At 65.9% G+C, this 16,558-nt stretch carries 26 protein-coding genes and 1 tRNA gene; 13 read left to right on the forward strand and 14 right to left on the reverse strand.

What is annotated here, in order from left to right:
- Positions 1-48 precede the first annotated feature (48 nt).
- The 6 genes from N7573_RS12260 (at position 49) to dxs (ending at position 6,953) form a co-directional block, all read left to right on the forward strand.
- The gene (locus tag N7573_RS12260; protein ID WP_107432594.1) at positions 49-624 is read left to right on the forward strand and encodes a hypothetical protein; all 576 of its coding nucleotides are present in this window, start codon (positions 49-51) and stop codon (positions 622-624) included.
- A 96-nt stretch (positions 625-720) separates the two neighbouring features.
- Positions 721-1,272, forward strand: a complete 552-nt coding sequence (locus tag N7573_RS12265) for a lipocalin family protein (protein ID WP_049401708.1) — start codon at positions 721-723, stop codon at positions 1,270-1,272.
- Positions 1,273-1,434: 162 nt separating this feature from the next.
- A complete protein-coding gene (locus tag N7573_RS12270) occupies positions 1,435-1,911 on the forward strand; it encodes an LEA type 2 family protein (RefSeq protein WP_279913849.1) in 477 nt (158 codons plus the stop codon).
- A 65-nt stretch (positions 1,912-1,976) separates the two neighbouring features.
- Positions 1,977-3,767 carry an acyl-CoA dehydrogenase C-terminal domain-containing protein gene (locus N7573_RS12275; RefSeq protein ID WP_201116893.1) on the forward strand — a complete coding sequence of 597 codons (1,791 nt, stop codon included), beginning with the start codon at positions 1,977-1,979 and terminating at the stop codon, positions 3,765-3,767.
- A gap of 507 nt (positions 3,768-4,274) precedes the next feature.
- Positions 4,275-4,940 (forward strand): HNH endonuclease, encoded by a 666-nt coding sequence (locus tag N7573_RS12280; protein WP_019336875.1) that lies wholly within the window; start codon positions 4,275-4,277, stop codon positions 4,938-4,940.
- A gap of 105 nt (positions 4,941-5,045) precedes the next feature.
- Positions 5,046-6,953 (forward strand): 1-deoxy-D-xylulose-5-phosphate synthase, encoded by a 1,908-nt coding sequence (gene dxs / locus N7573_RS12285; protein WP_049462121.1) that lies wholly within the window; start codon positions 5,046-5,048, stop codon positions 6,951-6,953.
- A gap of 152 nt (positions 6,954-7,105) precedes the next feature.
- On the opposite strand, the gene N7573_RS12290 is transcribed toward dxs, so the two are convergent.
- From N7573_RS12290 to N7573_RS12300, 3 genes are all read right to left on the reverse strand, one after another.
- On the reverse strand, positions 7,106-7,309 hold the full coding sequence (locus N7573_RS12290) for a hypothetical protein (RefSeq protein WP_005417823.1): 204 nt from the start codon (positions 7,307-7,309) through the stop codon (positions 7,106-7,108).
- A 167-nt stretch (positions 7,310-7,476) separates the two neighbouring features.
- Entirely contained in the window at positions 7,477-8,040 is a 564-nt protein-coding gene (locus tag N7573_RS12295; protein WP_049401711.1) for a DUF3011 domain-containing protein, read from the reverse strand.
- Between the two features lie 132 nt (positions 8,041-8,172).
- Positions 8,173-8,379, reverse strand: a complete 207-nt coding sequence (locus N7573_RS12300) for a hypothetical protein (RefSeq protein ID WP_049423877.1) — start codon at positions 8,377-8,379, stop codon at positions 8,173-8,175.
- Between the two features lie 404 nt (positions 8,380-8,783).
- Here N7573_RS12300 and N7573_RS12305 point away from each other — a divergent pair, with 404 nt between their 5' ends.
- From N7573_RS12305 to N7573_RS12320, 4 genes are all read left to right on the forward strand, one after another.
- The gene (locus tag N7573_RS12305; RefSeq protein ID WP_049423876.1) at positions 8,784-9,068 is read left to right on the forward strand and encodes a hypothetical protein; all 285 of its coding nucleotides are present in this window, start codon (positions 8,784-8,786) and stop codon (positions 9,066-9,068) included.
- A 12-nt stretch (positions 9,069-9,080) separates the two neighbouring features.
- Entirely contained in the window at positions 9,081-9,314 is a 234-nt protein-coding gene (locus tag N7573_RS12310) for a DUF1653 domain-containing protein (protein WP_032128669.1), read from the forward strand.
- A gap of 86 nt (positions 9,315-9,400) precedes the next feature.
- Positions 9,401-9,973 (forward strand): TetR/AcrR family transcriptional regulator, encoded by a 573-nt coding sequence (locus N7573_RS12315; RefSeq protein WP_279912813.1) that lies wholly within the window; start codon positions 9,401-9,403, stop codon positions 9,971-9,973.
- Between the two features lie 13 nt (positions 9,974-9,986).
- Positions 9,987-10,319 (forward strand): SMR family transporter, encoded by a 333-nt coding sequence (locus N7573_RS12320; RefSeq protein WP_279912812.1) that lies wholly within the window; start codon positions 9,987-9,989, stop codon positions 10,317-10,319.
- Positions 10,320-10,341: 22 nt separating this feature from the next.
- Here the strand turns inward: N7573_RS12320 and N7573_RS12325 are convergent, their stop codons facing one another.
- From N7573_RS12325 to N7573_RS12345, 5 genes are all read right to left on the reverse strand, one after another.
- Positions 10,342-10,515: a DUF1328 domain-containing protein gene (locus N7573_RS12325; RefSeq protein WP_006380555.1), complete on the reverse strand. Its 174-nt coding sequence runs from the start codon at positions 10,513-10,515 to the stop codon at positions 10,342-10,344.
- A gap of 94 nt (positions 10,516-10,609) precedes the next feature.
- The gene (locus tag N7573_RS12330) at positions 10,610-11,251 is read right to left on the reverse strand and encodes a LysE family translocator (RefSeq protein WP_279912811.1); all 642 of its coding nucleotides are present in this window, start codon (positions 11,249-11,251) and stop codon (positions 10,610-10,612) included.
- Positions 11,252-11,349: 98 nt separating this feature from the next.
- The gene (locus tag N7573_RS12335) at positions 11,350-11,958 is read right to left on the reverse strand and encodes an ATP-dependent Clp protease proteolytic subunit (RefSeq protein WP_279912810.1); all 609 of its coding nucleotides are present in this window, start codon (positions 11,956-11,958) and stop codon (positions 11,350-11,352) included.
- A gap of 37 nt (positions 11,959-11,995) precedes the next feature.
- Complete coding sequence (locus N7573_RS12340; protein ID WP_279912808.1) at positions 11,996-12,346, reverse strand: polyketide cyclase; 351 nt, start codon at positions 12,344-12,346, stop codon at positions 11,996-11,998.
- Complete coding sequence (locus N7573_RS12345) at positions 12,346-12,657, reverse strand: metalloregulator ArsR/SmtB family transcription factor (protein WP_012511690.1); 312 nt, start codon at positions 12,655-12,657, stop codon at positions 12,346-12,348. Before N7573_RS12345 ends, N7573_RS12340 begins: the two co-directional genes overlap by 1 nt.
- A gap of 86 nt (positions 12,658-12,743) precedes the next feature.
- Between N7573_RS12345 and N7573_RS12350 the strand changes: the two genes are divergently transcribed.
- Positions 12,744-13,436: an aspartate/glutamate racemase family protein gene (locus N7573_RS12350; RefSeq protein WP_279912805.1), complete on the forward strand. Its 693-nt coding sequence runs from the start codon at positions 12,744-12,746 to the stop codon at positions 13,434-13,436.
- A gap of 24 nt (positions 13,437-13,460) precedes the next feature.
- Here the strand turns inward: N7573_RS12350 and N7573_RS12355 are convergent, their stop codons facing one another.
- Positions 13,461-13,856, reverse strand: a complete 396-nt coding sequence (locus N7573_RS12355) for a hypothetical protein (protein ID WP_343238910.1) — start codon at positions 13,854-13,856, stop codon at positions 13,461-13,463.
- Positions 13,857-14,096: 240 nt separating this feature from the next.
- Between N7573_RS12355 and N7573_RS12360 the strand changes: the two genes are divergently transcribed.
- Positions 14,097-14,606 (forward strand): DUF3011 domain-containing protein, encoded by a 510-nt coding sequence (locus N7573_RS12360; protein ID WP_032128662.1) that lies wholly within the window; start codon positions 14,097-14,099, stop codon positions 14,604-14,606.
- 85 nt (positions 14,607-14,691) lie between these two features.
- Positions 14,692-15,129, forward strand: a complete 438-nt coding sequence (locus N7573_RS12365; RefSeq protein ID WP_279912803.1) for a GNAT family N-acetyltransferase — start codon at positions 14,692-14,694, stop codon at positions 15,127-15,129.
- Here N7573_RS12365 and N7573_RS12370 read toward each other — a convergent pair.
- The 5 genes from N7573_RS12370 to N7573_RS12390 form a co-directional block, all read right to left on the reverse strand.
- A complete protein-coding gene (locus N7573_RS12370) occupies positions 15,108-15,449 on the reverse strand; it encodes a phosphotyrosine protein phosphatase (protein WP_279912802.1) in 342 nt (113 codons plus the stop codon). The two genes, N7573_RS12365 and N7573_RS12370, sit on opposite strands and share 22 nt — an antisense overlap.
- A complete protein-coding gene (locus tag N7573_RS12375) occupies positions 15,446-15,646 on the reverse strand; it encodes a hypothetical protein (protein WP_279912801.1) in 201 nt (66 codons plus the stop codon). Before N7573_RS12375 ends, N7573_RS12370 begins: the two co-directional genes overlap by 4 nt.
- A gap of 117 nt (positions 15,647-15,763) precedes the next feature.
- Positions 15,764-15,840: transfer RNA gene (locus N7573_RS12380), tRNA-Pro, on the reverse strand.
- A 68-nt stretch (positions 15,841-15,908) separates the two neighbouring features.
- A complete protein-coding gene (locus N7573_RS12385; RefSeq protein WP_005410431.1) occupies positions 15,909-16,265 on the reverse strand; it encodes a MerR family transcriptional regulator in 357 nt (118 codons plus the stop codon).
- On the reverse strand, positions 16,246-16,545 hold the full coding sequence (locus N7573_RS12390; protein WP_005410432.1) for an integration host factor subunit alpha: 300 nt from the start codon (positions 16,543-16,545) through the stop codon (positions 16,246-16,248). The genes N7573_RS12385 and N7573_RS12390 overlap by 20 nt, the downstream gene beginning before the upstream one ends.
- Positions 16,546-16,558: the final 13 nt, after the last annotated feature.

Below are 16,558 nucleotides of genomic sequence, written 5' to 3' on the forward strand. Positions count from 1 at the left end.
CCGTCTCTGTAGTACCGTCCTTGGTTCACTGCATGGAGCACTGATGACATGGATGACACCCCTTCCCTGTCCCAACTACGGCAATCGCTGCGTCGCCTGCAATGGCTGGTTGCCGGGCTGTCCGTATTGTTGCTTGGCTTGGCCGCAGTCACGGCCTGGCTGCTTTCGCAGCGCGATGCCCCATTACACGTCGATCATTTGAGCACGCGGCAGCTGCAGGTACTCGACGAGCACGGCGTGGTACGGGTGGAGATTGGCCAGGACAGCGTAGAAGAAGGGCGACGAAGCCGCGCTGCCGGCATCCTGATTTTCGACGCTTCCGGCGCCGAGCGAGGCGGCCTGAGCACGTTCGAGGACAACAGCGTCGCTCTTGCTCTGGACGCCCCGAAGGGACAGGGCGAGGACCGGTGGCGGGACCGGGCCGGACTCCGTGTGGACGCCGACGGCTCCGCGCAACTGCTGCTGACCGACAATCTGACCCGCGGCGCAGTACGCCTGCATTCCAAGGGAACTGGCGGCGGAGGGCTGGACACCTTCAAATGGGATATGGGCAGCGGCACGTTGCATACGCGGACACTTACCTTTGACGGCGACGAGCGCAGTCAACGCCCGTTCGAGCAGTAGCCGCAACCGACGACGGCAATGGTGCCGGCGCATGGAACCTTTACACGCGCCCGTGGCCGCTCGCCTAAGCTCAGGACTCCTGCCTGGAGCCTGCCGATGCCTCTGCGCCCCACCCTGCTTGCCTGCCTGCTGCTGGCCGCCTCCCCGGTGATCGCCGCCGAACCGGTGCGCGCAGTCGACACGCTGGACATTGATCGCTACGCAGGCCAGTGGCACGAGATCGCGCATCTTCCGGTGTCGTTCCAGAAGCAGTGCGTCGGCGAGATCACCGCCAACTACGGGCTGCGCCGCGATGGCCGCATCAGTGTCACCAATGCCTGCCGCAACGGCGACGGAGAACGCGTGGTTGCTGAAGGCGTTGCACGCCCGGTTGCCGGCCATCCCGGCCAGTTGCAGGTGCGCTTCGTGCCGGACTGGCTGAGCTGGGTGCCGCTGGTCTGGGCCGACTACTGGGTCCTGGCACTGGACCCGGACTATCAGTGGGCGTTGGTCGGTGAGCCGGACCGTAAGTACCTGTGGATCCTCTCGCGCCTGCCGGAAATGGATCGCACCCGGTTCGAACAGTTGAAAGAGAAAGCCGAGACGATGGGCTACGACCTCGGCCCATTGCGCCTGATGGCTCCGATTCGCGATACGCCCGCCGACTGAACCGCGTCGTATCCGGCGCACCACGCGCGCGCCATCCGGCGCCGCGCACGCCCGGCCGCCATCTTCACGCGCTACCCTCTGCGACGGGTCGCCACAGGCGATCCAAACGACCATACGCCGTAGTATGCTTATCCAACGCACCCCTCCAGAGGACCTGCGCCCATGCTCCACCGCTTCCGTATCGCCTTGATCGTCCTGTGCACCCTCGCCCTTGTTGCCTGCAACAACGGCATCGTCAAGCGTGTTTCGGAACCGGCGGCCAGCCTGCAGCAGCTGACCGTGCGCGCCGACGGCAACTGGACCGTAGCCCTGCGCCTGCAGAACTACAGCTCCATGCCCATGACCTTCGATGACGTCGCGCTGGCGCTGACCGTCGGCGACAGCGACGCCGGCACCCTGCAGGCCACGCCGGGCATTTCCATCGGCGGCACCTCGGCCGACGTCATCCAGGTCGATCTGGTGCCCAGCTCGGCCGCACGCCTGGTGGTGGCCGATGCGCTGGCCAGCAACCGCACCCTGGCCTATGGCCTGAAGGGAACGGTGGCAGCAACGCCGCAGGAAAAGAAGCAGCGCAGCTTCGACATCAGCAGCCGCAGCACCCTCAACCAGGCCCCGGGCCTGCCGGGCGTGCTGCGCTGACTCCCGCTTTCCGCCGCGGCGCCCGGCGCCGCTCCCCCTGTCCCTGATCAAATCGAGACGTACCGATGAGCAGCTACACCGCCCCGCTTTCCGACCTCCGTTTCGCCCTGCACGATGTGCTCAAGGTCGAACCCCTGTTCGCCCGCCTGGGCTTCACCGACGCCACCGCCGACGTGGTCGATGCCGTGCTGGAAGAAGCCGGCCGCTTCAGCGCCACCGTGCTGGCCCCGCTCAACAGCGTCGGCGACGAGATCGGCTGCGTGCTCGACCAGGCCACCGGTGAAGTGACCACCCCGCCCGGCTTCAAGCAGGCCTACGACCAGTTCGTCGATGGCGGCTGGACCGGCCTGACCGCGTCGCCGGAGCTGGGCGGCCAGGGCCTGCCGCACACCCTGGGCGTGCCGCTCAACGAGATGATCAACGCCGCCAACCTGGCCTGGGGCAACTTCCCGCTGCTCTCGCACGGCGCCATCGAAGCGCTGAAGCAGCACGGCGAGGCCTGGCAGCACGAGGCCTTCCTGAAGCCGCTGATCGAGGGCCGCTGGACCGGCACCATGTGCCTGACCGAACCGCACTGCGGCACCGACCTGGGCCTCCTCAAGACCAAGGCCGAGCCGAATGCCGATGGCAGCTACTCGATCACCGGCACCAAGATCTTCATCACTGCCGGCGAGCACGACCTGACCGGCAACATCGTCCACCTGGTACTGGCCAAGCTGCCCGACGCCCCTCCGGGTGCCAAGGGCATCTCGCTGTTCGTCACCCCGAAGTTCAAGGTCGACCGCGAAGGCAACGTCGGCGAGCGCAACGCACTGCGCTGCGGCTCGATCGAGCACAAGATGGGCATCAAGGGGTCGGTCACCTGCGTGATGAACTTCGATGGTGCGCAGGGCTACCTGGTCGGCCAGCCGCACAAGGGCCTGCAGGCCATGTTCACCATGATGAACACCGCGCGCCTGGGCGTCGGCCTGCAGGGCATCGGCCTGTCCGAGCGCGCCTACCAGAACGCACTGAAGTACAGCCGTGAGCGCCTGCAGTCGCGCGCCCTGAGCGGCGCCAAGTTCCCGGACAAGCCGGCCGACCCGATCTTGGTCCATCCGGATGTGCGCCGCATGCTGCTGACGGTGAAGTCACTGGTCGAGGGCAGCCGCCTGCTGGCCCTGCACGCCGCCACCCTGATCGACGTCGCCCACCACGCCGAGGACGCCGCCGAGCGCGAGCGCGCCGACACCCTGGTGAGCTTCCTGACCCCGATCTCCAAGGCCTGCCAGACCGAATGGGGCATCGAGAACACCTACAACGCCCTGCAGTGCTTCGGTGGCCACGGCTACATCCGCGAACACGGCATGGAGCAGCTGGCCCGCGATGCGCGCATCACCACGCTGTATGAAGGCACCACCGGCATCCAGGCGCTGGACCTGATCGGCCGCAAGACCGCGTCCAGCCAGGGCGCCGGCCTGAAGCTGATGCTGGCCGAGATCGAAGCCTTCGCCAAGGCCAACGAGGGCAACGAAGCGCTGGCCGAGTTCATCGGCCCGCTGCGCGCCAAGGCCGCCGAATGGGGCAAGCTGACCATGGATGTGCTGCAGCGTTCGGCTTCCAATCCGGACGAACTCGGCGCGGCCAGCTACGACTACCTGTTCTATTCGGGCTACGTGGTGCTGGCTTACTGGTGGGCCCGCAGCGTGGCGGCCGCCGATGCCAGCGCGCACGGCGCCGCTTTCGCTCAGGGCAAGCGCGAGACCGCACGGTTCTACTTCGCCCGCGTGCTGCCGCGCACCCTCAGCCACGCCGCCGCGATCCAGGCCGGCGCCGCCCCGCTGATGGCGATGGACGACGAGCGCTTCGGCGCCTGAGCCGGGCTGCGCCCGGCACCCGCGGTAGTGCCGGCCGCTGGCCGGCCACCGCAACAGCAACATCAACGGCAAGAGCTGGCTTCCTGCGGGGTGGCGAGGTGGGTCCAATTGCGGGGGACGCTGCAAGTACGTCCATGTAAGCTCGGTCGCCGCATCCATGCGGCTCACGCCCCCGCAACCGGACCCACCCCGCCCTCGACAGATTTCTGCTGCTGGTAGGTGTCGACCTTGGTCGACACCGTAGATCCACGCCATGCGTGGATGGAAACCACCGAAATCCATCTGGAGAAAAGCCCCCTTTTGTTAAAGGGGGCGCGCCGACAGGCGCGGGGATTAGGAAGAATGCGCGGGCAACCCAGCGCGCCAACGGCGGGCTGGGTTGCTAAAGGGGGCGCACCGACAGGTGCGGGGGATAGGAGGAATGCGTGGACCTGAATGTTGACGATTTGTGTATCGCCTGTCGGCGATACACAAATCGTCAACATTCAGGTATAAGCTGTTCTCCCGATGGAGACAGACACTACACGCTTGGGTCTGATCGAAGCCGGAGCTCCGTTTTCTGCTCCGGGCGCCGAAGCATCGCCCAACGCCACGACGCTGCATCGCCCCGGTTCGGTCCGGCTGCTCTCGCTTGATGCCCACGGACGCGTACTGGACTGGATCACCTGGCAGGATGCGGCGTGCCTCTACGCCCGCGAAGCCGTCGCCTGGACACTCGGCGATCCCTGCCTGCACATCCACGGCGGTACCAACCGCTTCAGCGGCCTGCAGAGCGGCATGGACCTGCACCCGATCATCGCCGCCCGCGGCCACGCCCGCTCCCGCGCGATCGACCCCACGCCGAACCTGACCAACCCGGCCCTGTTCGCCCGCGACGCACACCTGTGCATGTACTGCGGCCAGCAGTTCAACCGCCCCACGCTCACCCGCGACCACGTCATGCCGCTGTCCAAGGGTGGCCTGGACTGCTGGGAAAACGTGGTCACCGCCTGCTTCCACTGCAACTCGCGCAAGAGCGACCGCACCCCCCAGCAGGCCGGAATGCCGTTGCTGGCGGTGCCTTACCGGCCCAGCTGGATCGAGCATCTGATCCTGTCCAACCGCAACATCCTGGCCGACCAGATGGCCTTCCTGAAGGCGCAATTGCCCAAGCGGTCAAAACTGAGCACCTGAATCGCTGAAAATGCAACCCTCACCGTCCTGTCACGGGCGGCGGCGTTTGCTTGCCCCACCCCCGTTTGAGGGCGAAAATGGGCGTTCAGAACAAGTGCGAACATGATGATCGACTCTGCCCGCTATCCCCGCCTCGCGCGCATCCAGACACCGGATGACCTGCGCACGTTCGACGAATCCGAATTGAGGGCGGTCGCCGACGAACTGCGCGCCTACCTCATCGAGTCGGTGGGCAAGAGCGGCGGCCACTTCGCCGCCGGCCTGGGCGTGATCGAACTCACAGTGGCCCTGCACTACCTGTACCAGACTCCGCAGGACCAGCTGGTCTGGGACGTCGGTCACCAGACCTACCCGCACAAGATCCTGACCGGTCGCCGCGACGAGATCCACACCGTCAAGCAGAAGGACGGCGTCGCGCCGTTCCCGAAGCGCGAAGAGAGCGAGTACGACACCTTCGGCGTCGGCCACTCCTCGACCTCGATCTCGGCCGCACTCGGCATGGCCATCGCCCGCCAGTCCGAAGGCGACAACCGCCAGGTCGTTGCAGTGATCGGTGATGGCGCAATGACCGCCGGCATGGCGTTCGAAGCGCTGATGCACGCCGGTGGCATGGAGCCCGAGCCGAACCTGCTGGTGATCCTCAACGACAACAACATGTCGATCTCCGAGGCGGTCGGCGGTCTGACCAAGATGCTCGGCCGCGCCACCGGCAGCCGCACGCTCAATGCGCTGCGCGAAGGCGGCAAGAAGATCCTCGGCGACAAGAAGAACAACCCGGCGCGCTTCGTGAAGCGCTGGGAAGAACACTGGAAGGGCATGTTCGTGCCGTCCACGATGTTCGAGGAAATGGGCTTCCACTACACCGGCCCGATCGACGGCCACGACATGCCCGCCTTGCTGTCCACGCTGAAGACGCTGCGCGCCTCCAAGGGCCCGAAGCTGCTGCACGTGATGACCACCAAGGGCAAGGGCTACGAGCCGGCCGAAGGCGACCAGATCGGTTACCACGCCGTCGGCCCGTTCGATCCGGACAAGGGCCTGGTGGCCAAGGCCGGTGCCAAGAAGCCGACCTACACCGATGTGTTCAGCGACTGGCTGTGCGATGCCGCCGCTGCCGAGCCACGCCTGTACGGCATCACCCCGGCGATGCGCGAAGGCTCCGGCCTGGTGCGTTTCAGCAAGGAATACCCGCAGCGCTATTTCGACGTGGCAATTGCCGAACAGCACGCGGTCACCCTCGCCGCCGGCATGGCCACCCAGGGTGGCAAGCCGGTGGTGGCAATCTATTCGACCTTCCTGCAGCGCGCGTACGACCAGCTGGTGCATGACGTGGCCATCCAGGACCTGGACGTGCTGTTCGCGATCGACCGCGCCGGCGTGGTCGGTCCGGACGGCGCCACCCATGCCGGCAACCTCGACCTGAGCTTCCTGCGCTGCGTGCCGAACCTGGTGGTGATGGCTCCGTCCAATGAAGCCGAGTGCCGGCAGATGCTCAGCACTGGCCTGCAGCATCCGGGCCCGGCTGCCGTGCGCTATCCGCGCGGCACCGGCACCGGCGTTGCCGCCGGTACCGACCTGTCCACCCTGCCAATCGGCAAGGGCGAGCTGCGCCTGCAGGGCAGCCGCGTCGCGCTGCTCGCCTTCGGCAGCACCGTGGCCGCCGCCGAACAGGTCGGCCGCGAACTGGGCCTGAGCGTGGTCAACATGCGCTTCATCAAGCCGCTGGACCGCGAGCTGGTGCTGGCCGTGGCCGCCCAGCACGAGGGCCTGGTCACGATCGAAGACAACGTGGTGGCCGGCGGCGCCGGCTCCGGCGTCGGCGAACTGCTCAACGCCGAAGGCGTACTGCGCCCGATCCTGCACCTGGGCCTGCCCGACAGTTACCAGCACCACGCCAGCCGTGAGGACCTGCTGGCCGAAGCCGGTATCGATGCAGCGGGCATCCGCGCGGCGGTGCTCAAGCGCTGGCCGCAGCTGGCTGCCGGGACCCCGCCGCTCAGCGCGGCAGGCTGAGGCCGGTCACCACCAGTAGATCCACGCATGGCGTGGATCTACTGCGGAACAGGGGTCGATCCACGCCATGCGTGGAGACAGATGCAAAGTAGATCCACGCTGTGCGTGGCTAGCGGGCTCCGGAACGATGATCTGGCCGGAAACCCCAACCCTCAGCCGTAGCTGACCGCTTCCACGAACGCGCCGCTGGCCTCCACCCGCACCGCAGCGCGCTGCCCGGTGTCGACGAAGTGGAGGCGTGCAAGGGTTTCAGCGAAATCGTAGGCCCGGGCACCATCGCGGAACTCGATCGGTTCCGGCCGGTCCGGGTGCAGCACTCGCCATTGGCGTTGCTCGCATTGCAGGCGGATCAACATGCAGCTCACTCCTTGAGGCAGCGTATCGACGGTGGCGGGACGGGCGTGCCGGTTACGGCAGACTTCATCGCGACGGATCAGGGGCACGCAGGGGCGCCCTGATCACAGAAGATACGACGTTCAAAATGTGAGCTGTATCAGATTATTCTGATTTTCGATGGGCGAGCTCAATTCACCTGGAACTGCGCCCGGCAGCCGTCGCTGACCCAGATGCCACGACGGTTCCAGCCCCAGGTCTGGCCCTCGATGCAGGCGCTGCGTGAATCCTGACGCACCAGGCGCACACCACGACGGATGCGGGCATCACAGTACTCCTGGCGGTGGCCGTTGGAATGGCAGGTGATCACCTCACCCCCGCCCCAGCCATTGCCACCGTTGCCCCAGCCGTTGCCATGGCCACCACCCCAGCCACCGCCACGGCGGTACTCGCCAACGAACTCGGCACGGCAGCCCTGGGTGACCCACACACCGTAGCGCGATTGCCCCCAGGTCTCGCCTTCCACGCACGGCGAACCGGACAACTGGCGGATCATCCGGGCACGGCCTTCCAGGCGGCATTCATTGCTGCGGTTCTTGATCGATTCGCAGCGGACGATGCCACCGCCATCACGACCGCCATAGCGATCGTCGTCATAACCGTAGCCATAGCTCTGCGCCTGCGCGCCGCCTGCGGCCGCCAGCATCGGCAGCAGCGTGCAGGCCAGGGTGCGCCAGGTGAGTGCCTTGCCCATCGGAATCTCCGGATGAATACGATGGCGCAAGCATCCGGGATTCGTGGCGCGGCGCACAGGGGGGCGCACCACGGCGGTTTTTTCCCCATTCAAACAACTCAACCGTGGCTGACTGCGCCTCGGCCGGTGGCGTCACTCCCCGATATGGAGCGCATCCACGGTGCTGCCGAGCGCCTCGACCCGGACCGTGCTGCGCTGGCCGGTGCGACGATGGTGCTCGAGGGCCAGCGCAGCGGCCGCGTCGAAGGCATCGGCACCGCGGGCGTAACGGGTGGCGTCACCCGCCTTCGGATGCAACACGGACCAGTGCCGGGCAGTGCATTGGACAGTAAAGACCATGAGAAGCTCCTGCGGAAGGAAAGAGGCGGTGACAGGCGGCAGGGCCACGTGCCAGTACACCCTCAGGCTATCGATCGCGTCGGAGATGGCCCATCAGATTTGTACGAAAATGCCTCAGGATTCGGTCGGGCGCTTCCCAACCCTCACATCCCTGAGGCTGTTTAGTGAAGGCGTTCCGTGACCCTTGTCACGGAGTTGACGGAGCTTCACACTACCGTCACCAACAGGGGCCCCTTCCACATGCGCACCTTCTTCTCGCAGCAGCGCTGGACGCTGCTGAAGTTCTATTTCGTGGCCAGCTATCTGGTGCTGATTGAAGAGCTGATCCGCGCCGCCATGCACTGAGCGCTTGCTGGACGGCTATTTGCGACAGACACTGTCGCTTTAGGCACGGAGCCCGCCCGATGAAAGCGCTTCTTCTGATTCCAGCCCTGCTGGTGCTGACCGCGTGCGCCAACCAGCACGACGCCGCCGCACGTGCCGATGCGGCACCCACCTCGTCTGCGGTACCGAAGGTGGGCGGCGATCGCGATGCCCACGGATGCATTGGTTCGGCCGGCTACCAGTGGTGCGAGCACAGCCAGCGTTGCGAACGCCCGTGGGAACTGGCACAGGCACAGGGCCTGGCCAATACCGCCGAGGCCATCGATGCCTACTGCGCGAAGCCGGCCAGCCCGGCACGCAAGTGAGGCTCGCACCCCATGGCTGAGCTGAGCCCGCTACCCACCCTGGCCCCGGGTCGCTACCGCCACTTCAAGGGCGGCGAGTACGACGTGCTCGATATCGTCCGCAGCAGCGAGACGCTGGAGCCACTGGTGCTGTATCGCGCGCTCTATGGCGAAGGCGGCCTGTGGGTGCGCCCGTATGCCATGTTCGTCGAACAGGTACCGGGCGAACACGGACCGCAGCCGCGTTTCGCCCGCATCGACGCATGACGGTTCCGCTGCCGGCCCTGGCCGGCAGCGCGGTGACACCACGGGCCTGCGTTACAATCGTACCGTCCAGTCGGTTTCTTCCCGCCATGTCCGCATCCCCCTCCCGCTCGCGCCGCAAGGCGCCCGACAGCGTGCGCCAGTCACTGCTGCAGGCCACCATTGAAGTGATCGGCCGTAATGGCCTGGCCGCGCTGACCGTGCAGGACGTCGCACAGGCCGCCGGTGTCAGCAAGGGTGCGCTGTTCCATCATTTCAGCAGCAAGCAGGCACTGGTGGATGAAGCCATCGGAGCGCTCATCGGCGAATTCGAAGCGCGGGTACGTGCCCTGCTGCAGGAAAACCCCGAAGGGTATGGCCGTTTCAGCCGCGCCTATGTGCAGGCCAATTTCGAGCATCTGCTGCAGCAGGAACAGGACAACGACATCGGCCTGACCCTGGGCAACCTGATGGAACCAGCCCTGCTCGCGCATTGGCGTACCTGGAAGCGTGCGATGCTGGCCGAGTTCGCCGGCGAAGCCAACGATCCCCGACTGTATGCGGCGCGCTGCGCTGCCGATGGCTACTGGGCCACGGCCTATGGGCGACCGCTGGACGAGGAAGAACGCGCCAACGCATTGGCGATGGCCGAACAGGCCCTGAAACTATGCGACCCGCAGTAAGCAGGAGCGCTCAATGAATCCCTACCTCTACCTTGCCGCTGCCATCGTGCTGGAAGTAATTGCCACGTCGCTGCTGAAGGCATCCGACGGCATGAGCCGGCTGGCGCCGACACTGGGCGCGCTGGTCGGCTATGGACTGTGCTTCTACCTGCTGTCGATGACCATGAAGTCGATCCCGACCGGCATCGCCTACGCGATCTGGTCCGGCGTCGGCATCGCGCTGATCTCGCTGATCGGGCTGGTGGTGTTCAAGCAGCGCCTGGATGCACCGGCGTTGATCGGCATCGGCCTGATCTGTGCTGGCGTACTGGTGATCAATCTGTTCTCGCGCAGCAGCGCACACTGAGTACGCTGCTGCGCGATCAACGCTAGCTGACCTTCTTCGCTACGGTCATGCCGAGCAGGAACAGCACCACGGCGATGATGATGCCGGCCCAGAACAGGAACTTGGCGATGCCGACCGCGGCGCCGGCAATGCCGCCGAAGCCGAGCACGCCCGCAATGACGCCGATGATGGCGAAGATGATGGCCCACTTGATCATGTCAAACCTTTCCCCGTGGGGACTGCGTACTGGATGATCAGGCTAGGCCGTAGCCGATGCGGCAGTCGTGAACAGGCCGCGTGCGCGGCGTGAATCAGCGCGGGCGGAAACGCAGCAGGGCCACCGCAAAGGCCAGGAACACGCTACCCACCAGCCGCTCGAACCAGCGCCGCGCGAAGGGTTTGGCCAACCATCGGCGCAGGCCATGGCCACCGGTGGCATACATCACGTACCAGAACAGTTCGCAGCCGGCGAAGGTGGCGACCAGCACGCTGTACTGCAGCGCCTGGCCACGCGACGGGTCGACGAACTGCGGCAGGAACGCCGCAGCGAACAGCAGCAGCTTGGGATTGCTCAGGCCCACCAGAAGGCCACCACGGAACACCTTCCACGCGCCCAGCGACGCCGCAACCGGCAGCGCGGCATCGACCGTCACCGGTGGTGCCGGCCGGCAACTGTCACGCCATGCCTTCAGGCCCAGCCAGGCCAGATAGGCCACGCCCAGATAGCGCAGCACCTCAAACAGCATCGGCGAGGAATGCAGCAGCGCACTCAAGCCTGCTGCGGAGGCCGCCAGCACCAGCAGCATCGCCAGCAGGCAGCCAGCCATCGCCGGCACGCTACCGCGAAAGCCGAGCCCGACGCTGCGACCGAGGATATGCAGCATGTTCGGCCCCGGCGTACCACACAGAACGAACACCGTGGCGAGGAACCACCACCAGGTATGCAGGGCCATATCGGACATCCACTTCAGAAGATCCCACCAGCATAGAGTGCGCCGGCCTGGCGCGGCACACACAGCGCAGCATGGATGCGGTGGTTACAGAGGCAGGCTCAGGCCGCGAGCGCGTCGCGCCGTACCAGTACCTGGTCGATCAAGCCCCATTCGCATGCCTGCTCGGCACTCATGAAACGATCGCGGTCCAGGGTCTGCTCGACCTCCTCGACACTGCGTCCGCAATGCTGCGCATACAGCCGGGTGATGCGCTGCTTGGTGCGCTGCATTTCCTCGGCATGGATGAAGATGTCCGACGCCTGGCCCTGCACCCCGCCCAGCGGCTGATGCACATGCAGGCTGGCATTGGCCAACGCCGCACGGTGACCGGGCTCGCCGGCCATCAGCAGGAACGAACCCATCGACCGCGCGGTGCCCATGCACAGCGTATGCACCGGGGCCGAGATGTATTGCATGGTGTCGTACATCGCCAGGCCGCTGGAGATCACTCCACCCGGCGAGTTGATGTACAGATGGATCGGCTTCTCCGGGTTTTCCGATTCCAGGAACAGCAGCTGCGCGCAGACCAGCGCCGACACAGTGTCATCGACTTCACCGTTGAGAAAGATGATGCGCTCGCGCAGGAGCCGCGAGTAGATGTCATGCGAGCGCTCACCGCACTCGCTGCGTTCCACCACCATTGGTATCAGCTGCATTCTGTCCCGCATGTGCCTGCTCCCTGTAGCGTTCGATCCAGGCGCCGGCTCAGGCCGCGCGCATCATGGTGCGATGATCGTCGTTGGCGGCCAACGGCAGCAGCGCGCGCAGGTCGGTGAGCCGATGCACGATGGTCAGCACCGTCCCCCCGCCGTCATCCGCGCGCAGCTGGAAACACACCAGGCTGTGCAGATGCGGAGGCTGCGCATCGCGCAGGCGGAACCCCAGCTCCCGCCCCTCCTCGCACAGGCAGGGCTGCGGATCGGCAAGATCGGCCGCAGGCAACCAGCGCTCACGCAGCGCCGGATCGAACAGTGCGCGCCAGACCCGTTCCGGTGGCGCTGGCAGCCACTGCTCCATCACCAACACGGGAGCCGCTTCGTTCAGAACATCGTCCATCAGTCCATCTCCTTCAGCAGATCCTGCAAGGCATCCATCCGCGCGGGCCAGTAGGCCCGGTAGCGCTGCAGCCAGTTGCCGATGTGCGCCAGCCCGCGCGGATCGACCTCGTAGTGGACGAAACGGCCTTGGCGCTGTTCGCTCACCAGCCCGGCATCGCGCAGCACCGCCAGGTGCTGGGACATCGCAGACTGGCTGATCGCCATGCCCTCGCGCAGCGCGCTGGCATGCTGCCCGCCCCCGGCCAGCTTTTCGAAGATGTGGCGGCGGGTGGGGTCGGCCAGCGCTTTGAAGAGGGCGTTCTCGATCATGACCAACACATTAGCAATCACTAATGTGTAGTGCAACTCCCGCATCGGCTGTGCTGCAATGACGGCTCCCCGGCATGGAGCTGTGCATGAAGACCCTTGGCCTGATCGGCGGCATGAGCTGGGAAAGCTCGGCGCAGTATTACCGGCTCATCAACGAGGACGTGCGGCAGCGCCTCGGTGGCGCACATTCGGCGCAGCTGCTGCTGTGGTCGGTGGATTTCGCCGGCATCAAGCAGCTGCAGCATGACGGCGACTGGGATGCGCTGGGCGACCACATGGCCGACGCTGCACGGCGCCTGCAGGCCGGTGGCGCCGATCTGCTGTTGATCTGCACCAACACCATGCACAAGCTGGCCGACCGCATCGAGGCGGTCTGCCCACTGCCGCTGCTGCATATCGCCGACCCCACCGCCCAGGCCATCGTGCAGGCAGGCGCACGCAAGGTGGGCCTGCTCGGCACCGCCTTCACCATGGAACAGGACTTCTACCGCGGCCGGCTGCAGGAGCGCTTCGGGCTGGAGGTACTGGTACCCGAAGCCGATGATCGTCGCAGCGTGCACGACATCATCTACCAGGAACTGATCGCCGGTGTGGTCAGCGAGCACTCACGACAGGTCTACGCCGGCGTGATCGCGAGACTGGTGGCGCGCGGTGCCGAAGCCATCATCCTGGGCTGTACCGAGATCATGCTGCTGGTACGACCGGAAGACAGCGCAGTGCCGCTGTTCGATACCACTGCACTGCACGCACGGGCTGCGGTGGACGCGGCGCTGGCGTGAATCGATGCGCGCCGGAGCGCGGAATCAGTCCGCGCCCTTCACTTCCAGCGCGGTGATGAGCCACTCGACCACCGCCTGTGAATCGCACAGGAAAAAGATGGCATCGCCGGAGCGCGCCTCGGTAAGCAGGCGATAGACCGTGATCGCCACCGCCGACTGGTTGGCGATGAACACTTCCGGGCTGCGCGGCCCCTCGCTGTGGCCGGCAACCGCGTGCAGCGCCTTGCGTGCGGCCACGGTGGCAGCCGGGTCCGCGCTGCGGGTCAGTTCCGGCCCGCGCAGGCCCCAGGCAATGAACACATGCTTGCCCTTGAACGTGGTGTCCAGGACCCGCACCTCGGCGCCACCTGCGTCGGCCGAGCGATGAATGACGGTACTGCTGATCAACGCAACCCCCTGTGGTCGTCGTGGTCCGCGCATCCTCCTCCACGCGCCGGCCGCATGCCAGTGACAACAGCCACAGGCTGTGCCGACCGGCGTGGGAGACATGTAAGAGGGTGTAAACCGATGCGATCGGATGTGCAGCGATGATACGGGATGTAAGCCTCTGCATGGGCCCGCGCGTACTACTAAACCGCCACTGAGCCATCTTCGGAACGAAGCGTTCCGGCAGCCCCGGACTGGGCCATTCTTGCCGCCCCATCCCCACCGAGCCTGCACATGTCCCATCGCCTGCTGCTGACGATCACCGGCACCTCCCTTGCCCTGCTGCTGGCCGCCACCACCGTGGCCGCACAGGACTACGACACCGATCACATTCCGGCGCTGCGCTGCGAATCGCAGTTCAACAAGACCGCGCAATGCCCGATCGAAGGCCCGATGCGCCTGGCCAGGCAACTGTCGGTGACCCGGTGCGTGGAGAACCAGAACTGGGGCCAGAGCCGCCGCACGTTGTGGGTGACCGACGGCTGCCGCGCCGAGTTCGTCGCTGACGGCTATGGGCGCGGACGCTGGCCGGGCCGCGGCAGGGACCGTGACGATGATGGCGAGCGCCTGGTCTGCGAGTCCTACGAAAAGAAGGACAAGGAATGCCGTATCCGTGTGCGCCACGAGGTGCGCCTGATCAAGCAGAAGTCGGTGACGGCCTGCATCGAGGACCAGAACTGGGGCTGGGACCGCCGCGGCGTGTGGGTCAGCGACGGCTGCCGGGCCGAGTTCCGCGTGTATTGACTGCCGAGCACGCGCTGGCTGCGGCGGGTGCGGCTGCGCCTGCGGCAGAGCCGATAGACTGGGCCCTCCTGTCAGGAGCCCGACCATGCCCGCTGCGACTGCGCTGCGCGTCCGCGACGCGACGCCCGCCGATGCCTCCGCGCTGATCGCACTCGACAGCGTGGCGGCAAGCGACCCTCGACGGGCGGAACAGATTGGCGAGTGGTTGGCGCGGGGCAACGTGCATGTTGCCGAGCAGGAGCGCGAGATCGTTGGCTACATGACCCTCCATGAGCACTTCTTCGGCGAAGGCTTCGTCGAAATGCTGATGGTCGCGCGCGAGCGGCGCAGCCAGGGCGTCGGCGCCGCACTGCTGCGGCACGCGATTGCACAGCGTGGACAACGCAAGCTGTTCACCTCGACCAATGCCTCCAACATCGCCATGCAGCGCCTGCTCGTTGCATCGGGCTTCATCGACAGCGGCATCGTGCATGGACTGGATGACGGCGACCCGGAGCTGATCTACCGCTTTGCCGGCAGCTGATCGAGATACGCGGTCACCTTGGTGTCCAGCAGATCCATCAGCACGGGATCCATGCAGCAATAGTCGTCCGGGATATCCAGGCAATGCAGGCGCTTGTGTTCCAGCAGGCGCGCGTATGCGGCCTGCAGGCGATGCTGGTGCTTGGCCTCCATCACGAAGATGACATCGGCCCAGCGGATGTCCGCCGGGCCGATGGGGCGTCGTGCATGCGGGCTGGTGCCGGCCGACAGCGCAGTGAAGCCTGGCCGCCGTCGCCACATGGCTTCGGCGGTTGGGCTGCGCAGCTGGTTGCGGCTGCAGACGAACAGCAGGTTGATCATTCCTGTTCCTGCAGTTGGCGGGCGCTGAGCACCGGATAGGTGAAGCCCAGCTGGCGTGCGCGCGCAAGCTGGGCATCGCGCGTGTACAGCAGCTTCCAGTTCTTCTCGGGCTTGTAGCTGTAGGCGGTCGTGGCGCGGTCGCCACCACGGTTGCGCGCCTGGCTGCGACGCCAGGCACGGTTTCTTGCAGATTCCATGATGTGTTCTCGTGAGTACCGGGTTCAGCAGCCGCGGTAGTACGAGTGGCGCGCAGCATACACCGCGCGCACAAAAAAGCCCACGCATCGCTGCGCAGGCTTCTTGATTCATCACAGTGGTCGGGACGGCCGGATTCGAACCGACGACCCTCTGCCCCCCAGGCAGATGCGCTACCAGGCTGCGCTACGCCCCGACTGATGCTGCGATGTGCCCGCCAGTGCGGCGGGCCGTGAAGTATAGCGGATTACGATGGAAATGGGATCAGCGGCGCAACAACTGCAGCACTTCTTCCAGCTCCATGCGCACCTGCTTGATGATCTGGTTGCTCAGCGCCGATTCCTCGCGGGCATCGGGGCCATCCAGACGCAGGCGTGCACCACCGATGGTGTAGCCCTGTTCGTACAGCAGGCTGCGGATCTGCCGCACCATCAGCACGTCGTGGCGCTGGTAGTAGCGGCGGTTGCCTCGGCGCTTGGCCGGCTCAAGGCTGGGAAACTCGGTTTCCCAGTAGCGCAGGACGTGCGGCTTGACGTCGCACAGCTCGCTGACCTCACCGATGGTGAAGTAGCGCTTGGCCGGGATCGGCGGTAGTTCGCGGTTACTGCCCGGATCCAGCATAAGCTTCCACCCTCTCCTTGAGCTTCTGGCCCGGACGGAAGGTGACCACCGTACGGGCGGAAATCGGAATTTCCTCGCCGGTCTTGGGGTTGCGACCCGGGCGCTGGTTCTTGCGCCGCAGATCGAAATTGCCGAAGCCCGACAGCTTCACCTGACGTCCCTGTTCCAATGCTTCACGCAGCACATCGAAAAACGCGTCGACGAATTCCTTGGCTTCCCGCTTGTTCAGACCGACTTCGTCGAACAGCTTTTCCGCCATCTCCGCCTTGGTCAATGCCATTGCCTGCTACCCC

It is taken from the genome of Stenotrophomonas sp. GD04054, assembly GCF_029836955.1.
Classification (GTDB): domain Bacteria; phylum Pseudomonadota; class Gammaproteobacteria; order Xanthomonadales; family Xanthomonadaceae; genus Stenotrophomonas; species Stenotrophomonas maltophilia_A.

Coding starts and splice junctions, on each gene's coding strand:
- N7573_RS12350 (WP_279912805.1), top strand. CDS start 12,744: ATGAAGACCCTTGGCCTGATCGGCGGCATGAGCTGGGAAAGCTCGGCG.
- N7573_RS12275 (WP_201116893.1), top strand. CDS start 1,977: ATGAGCAGCTACACCGCCCCGCTTTCCGACCTCCGTTTCGCCCTGCAC.
- dxs (WP_049462121.1), top strand. CDS start 5,046: ATGATCGACTCTGCCCGCTATCCCCGCCTCGCGCGCATCCAGACACCG.
- N7573_RS12300 (WP_049423877.1), bottom strand. CDS start 8,379: ATGGTCTTTACTGTCCAATGCACTGCCCGGCACTGGTCCGTGTTGCAT.
- N7573_RS12325 (WP_006380555.1), bottom strand. CDS start 10,515: ATGATCAAGTGGGCCATCATCTTCGCCATCATCGGCGTCATTGCGGGC.
- N7573_RS12280 (WP_019336875.1), top strand. CDS start 4,275: ATGGAGACAGACACTACACGCTTGGGTCTGATCGAAGCCGGAGCTCCG.
- N7573_RS12390 (WP_005410432.1), bottom strand. CDS start 16,545: ATGGCATTGACCAAGGCGGAGATGGCGGAAAAGCTGTTCGACGAAGTC.
- N7573_RS12315 (WP_279912813.1), top strand. CDS start 9,401: ATGTCCGCATCCCCCTCCCGCTCGCGCCGCAAGGCGCCCGACAGCGTG.
- N7573_RS12365 (WP_279912803.1), top strand. CDS start 14,692: ATGCCCGCTGCGACTGCGCTGCGCGTCCGCGACGCGACGCCCGCCGAT.
- N7573_RS12335 (WP_279912810.1), bottom strand. CDS start 11,958: ATGCGGGACAGAATGCAGCTGATACCAATGGTGGTGGAACGCAGCGAG.
- N7573_RS12345 (WP_012511690.1), bottom strand. CDS start 12,657: ATGATCGAGAACGCCCTCTTCAAAGCGCTGGCCGACCCCACCCGCCGC.
- N7573_RS12290 (WP_005417823.1), bottom strand. CDS start 7,309: ATGTTGATCCGCCTGCAATGCGAGCAACGCCAATGGCGAGTGCTGCAC.
- N7573_RS12295 (WP_049401711.1), bottom strand. CDS start 8,040: ATGGGCAAGGCACTCACCTGGCGCACCCTGGCCTGCACGCTGCTGCCG.
- N7573_RS12360 (WP_032128662.1), top strand. CDS start 14,097: ATGTCCCATCGCCTGCTGCTGACGATCACCGGCACCTCCCTTGCCCTG.
- N7573_RS12355 (WP_343238910.1), bottom strand. CDS start 13,856: ATGCGCGGACCACGACGACCACAGGGGGTTGCGTTGATCAGCAGTACC.
- N7573_RS12265 (WP_049401708.1), top strand. CDS start 721: ATGCCTCTGCGCCCCACCCTGCTTGCCTGCCTGCTGCTGGCCGCCTCC.
- N7573_RS12270 (WP_279913849.1), top strand. CDS start 1,435: ATGCTCCACCGCTTCCGTATCGCCTTGATCGTCCTGTGCACCCTCGCC.
- N7573_RS12340 (WP_279912808.1), bottom strand. CDS start 12,346: ATGGACGATGTTCTGAACGAAGCGGCTCCCGTGTTGGTGATGGAGCAG.
- N7573_RS12385 (WP_005410431.1), bottom strand. CDS start 16,265: ATGCTGGATCCGGGCAGTAACCGCGAACTACCGCCGATCCCGGCCAAG.
- N7573_RS12305 (WP_049423876.1), top strand. CDS start 8,784: ATGAAAGCGCTTCTTCTGATTCCAGCCCTGCTGGTGCTGACCGCGTGC.
- N7573_RS12370 (WP_279912802.1), bottom strand. CDS start 15,449: ATGATCAACCTGCTGTTCGTCTGCAGCCGCAACCAGCTGCGCAGCCCA.
- N7573_RS12330 (WP_279912811.1), bottom strand. CDS start 11,251: ATGGCCCTGCATACCTGGTGGTGGTTCCTCGCCACGGTGTTCGTTCTG.
- N7573_RS12320 (WP_279912812.1), top strand. CDS start 9,987: ATGAATCCCTACCTCTACCTTGCCGCTGCCATCGTGCTGGAAGTAATT.
- N7573_RS12310 (WP_032128669.1), top strand. CDS start 9,081: ATGGCTGAGCTGAGCCCGCTACCCACCCTGGCCCCGGGTCGCTACCGC.
- N7573_RS12375 (WP_279912801.1), bottom strand. CDS start 15,646: ATGGAATCTGCAAGAAACCGTGCCTGGCGTCGCAGCCAGGCGCGCAAC.
- N7573_RS12260 (WP_107432594.1), top strand. CDS start 49: ATGGATGACACCCCTTCCCTGTCCCAACTACGGCAATCGCTGCGTCGC.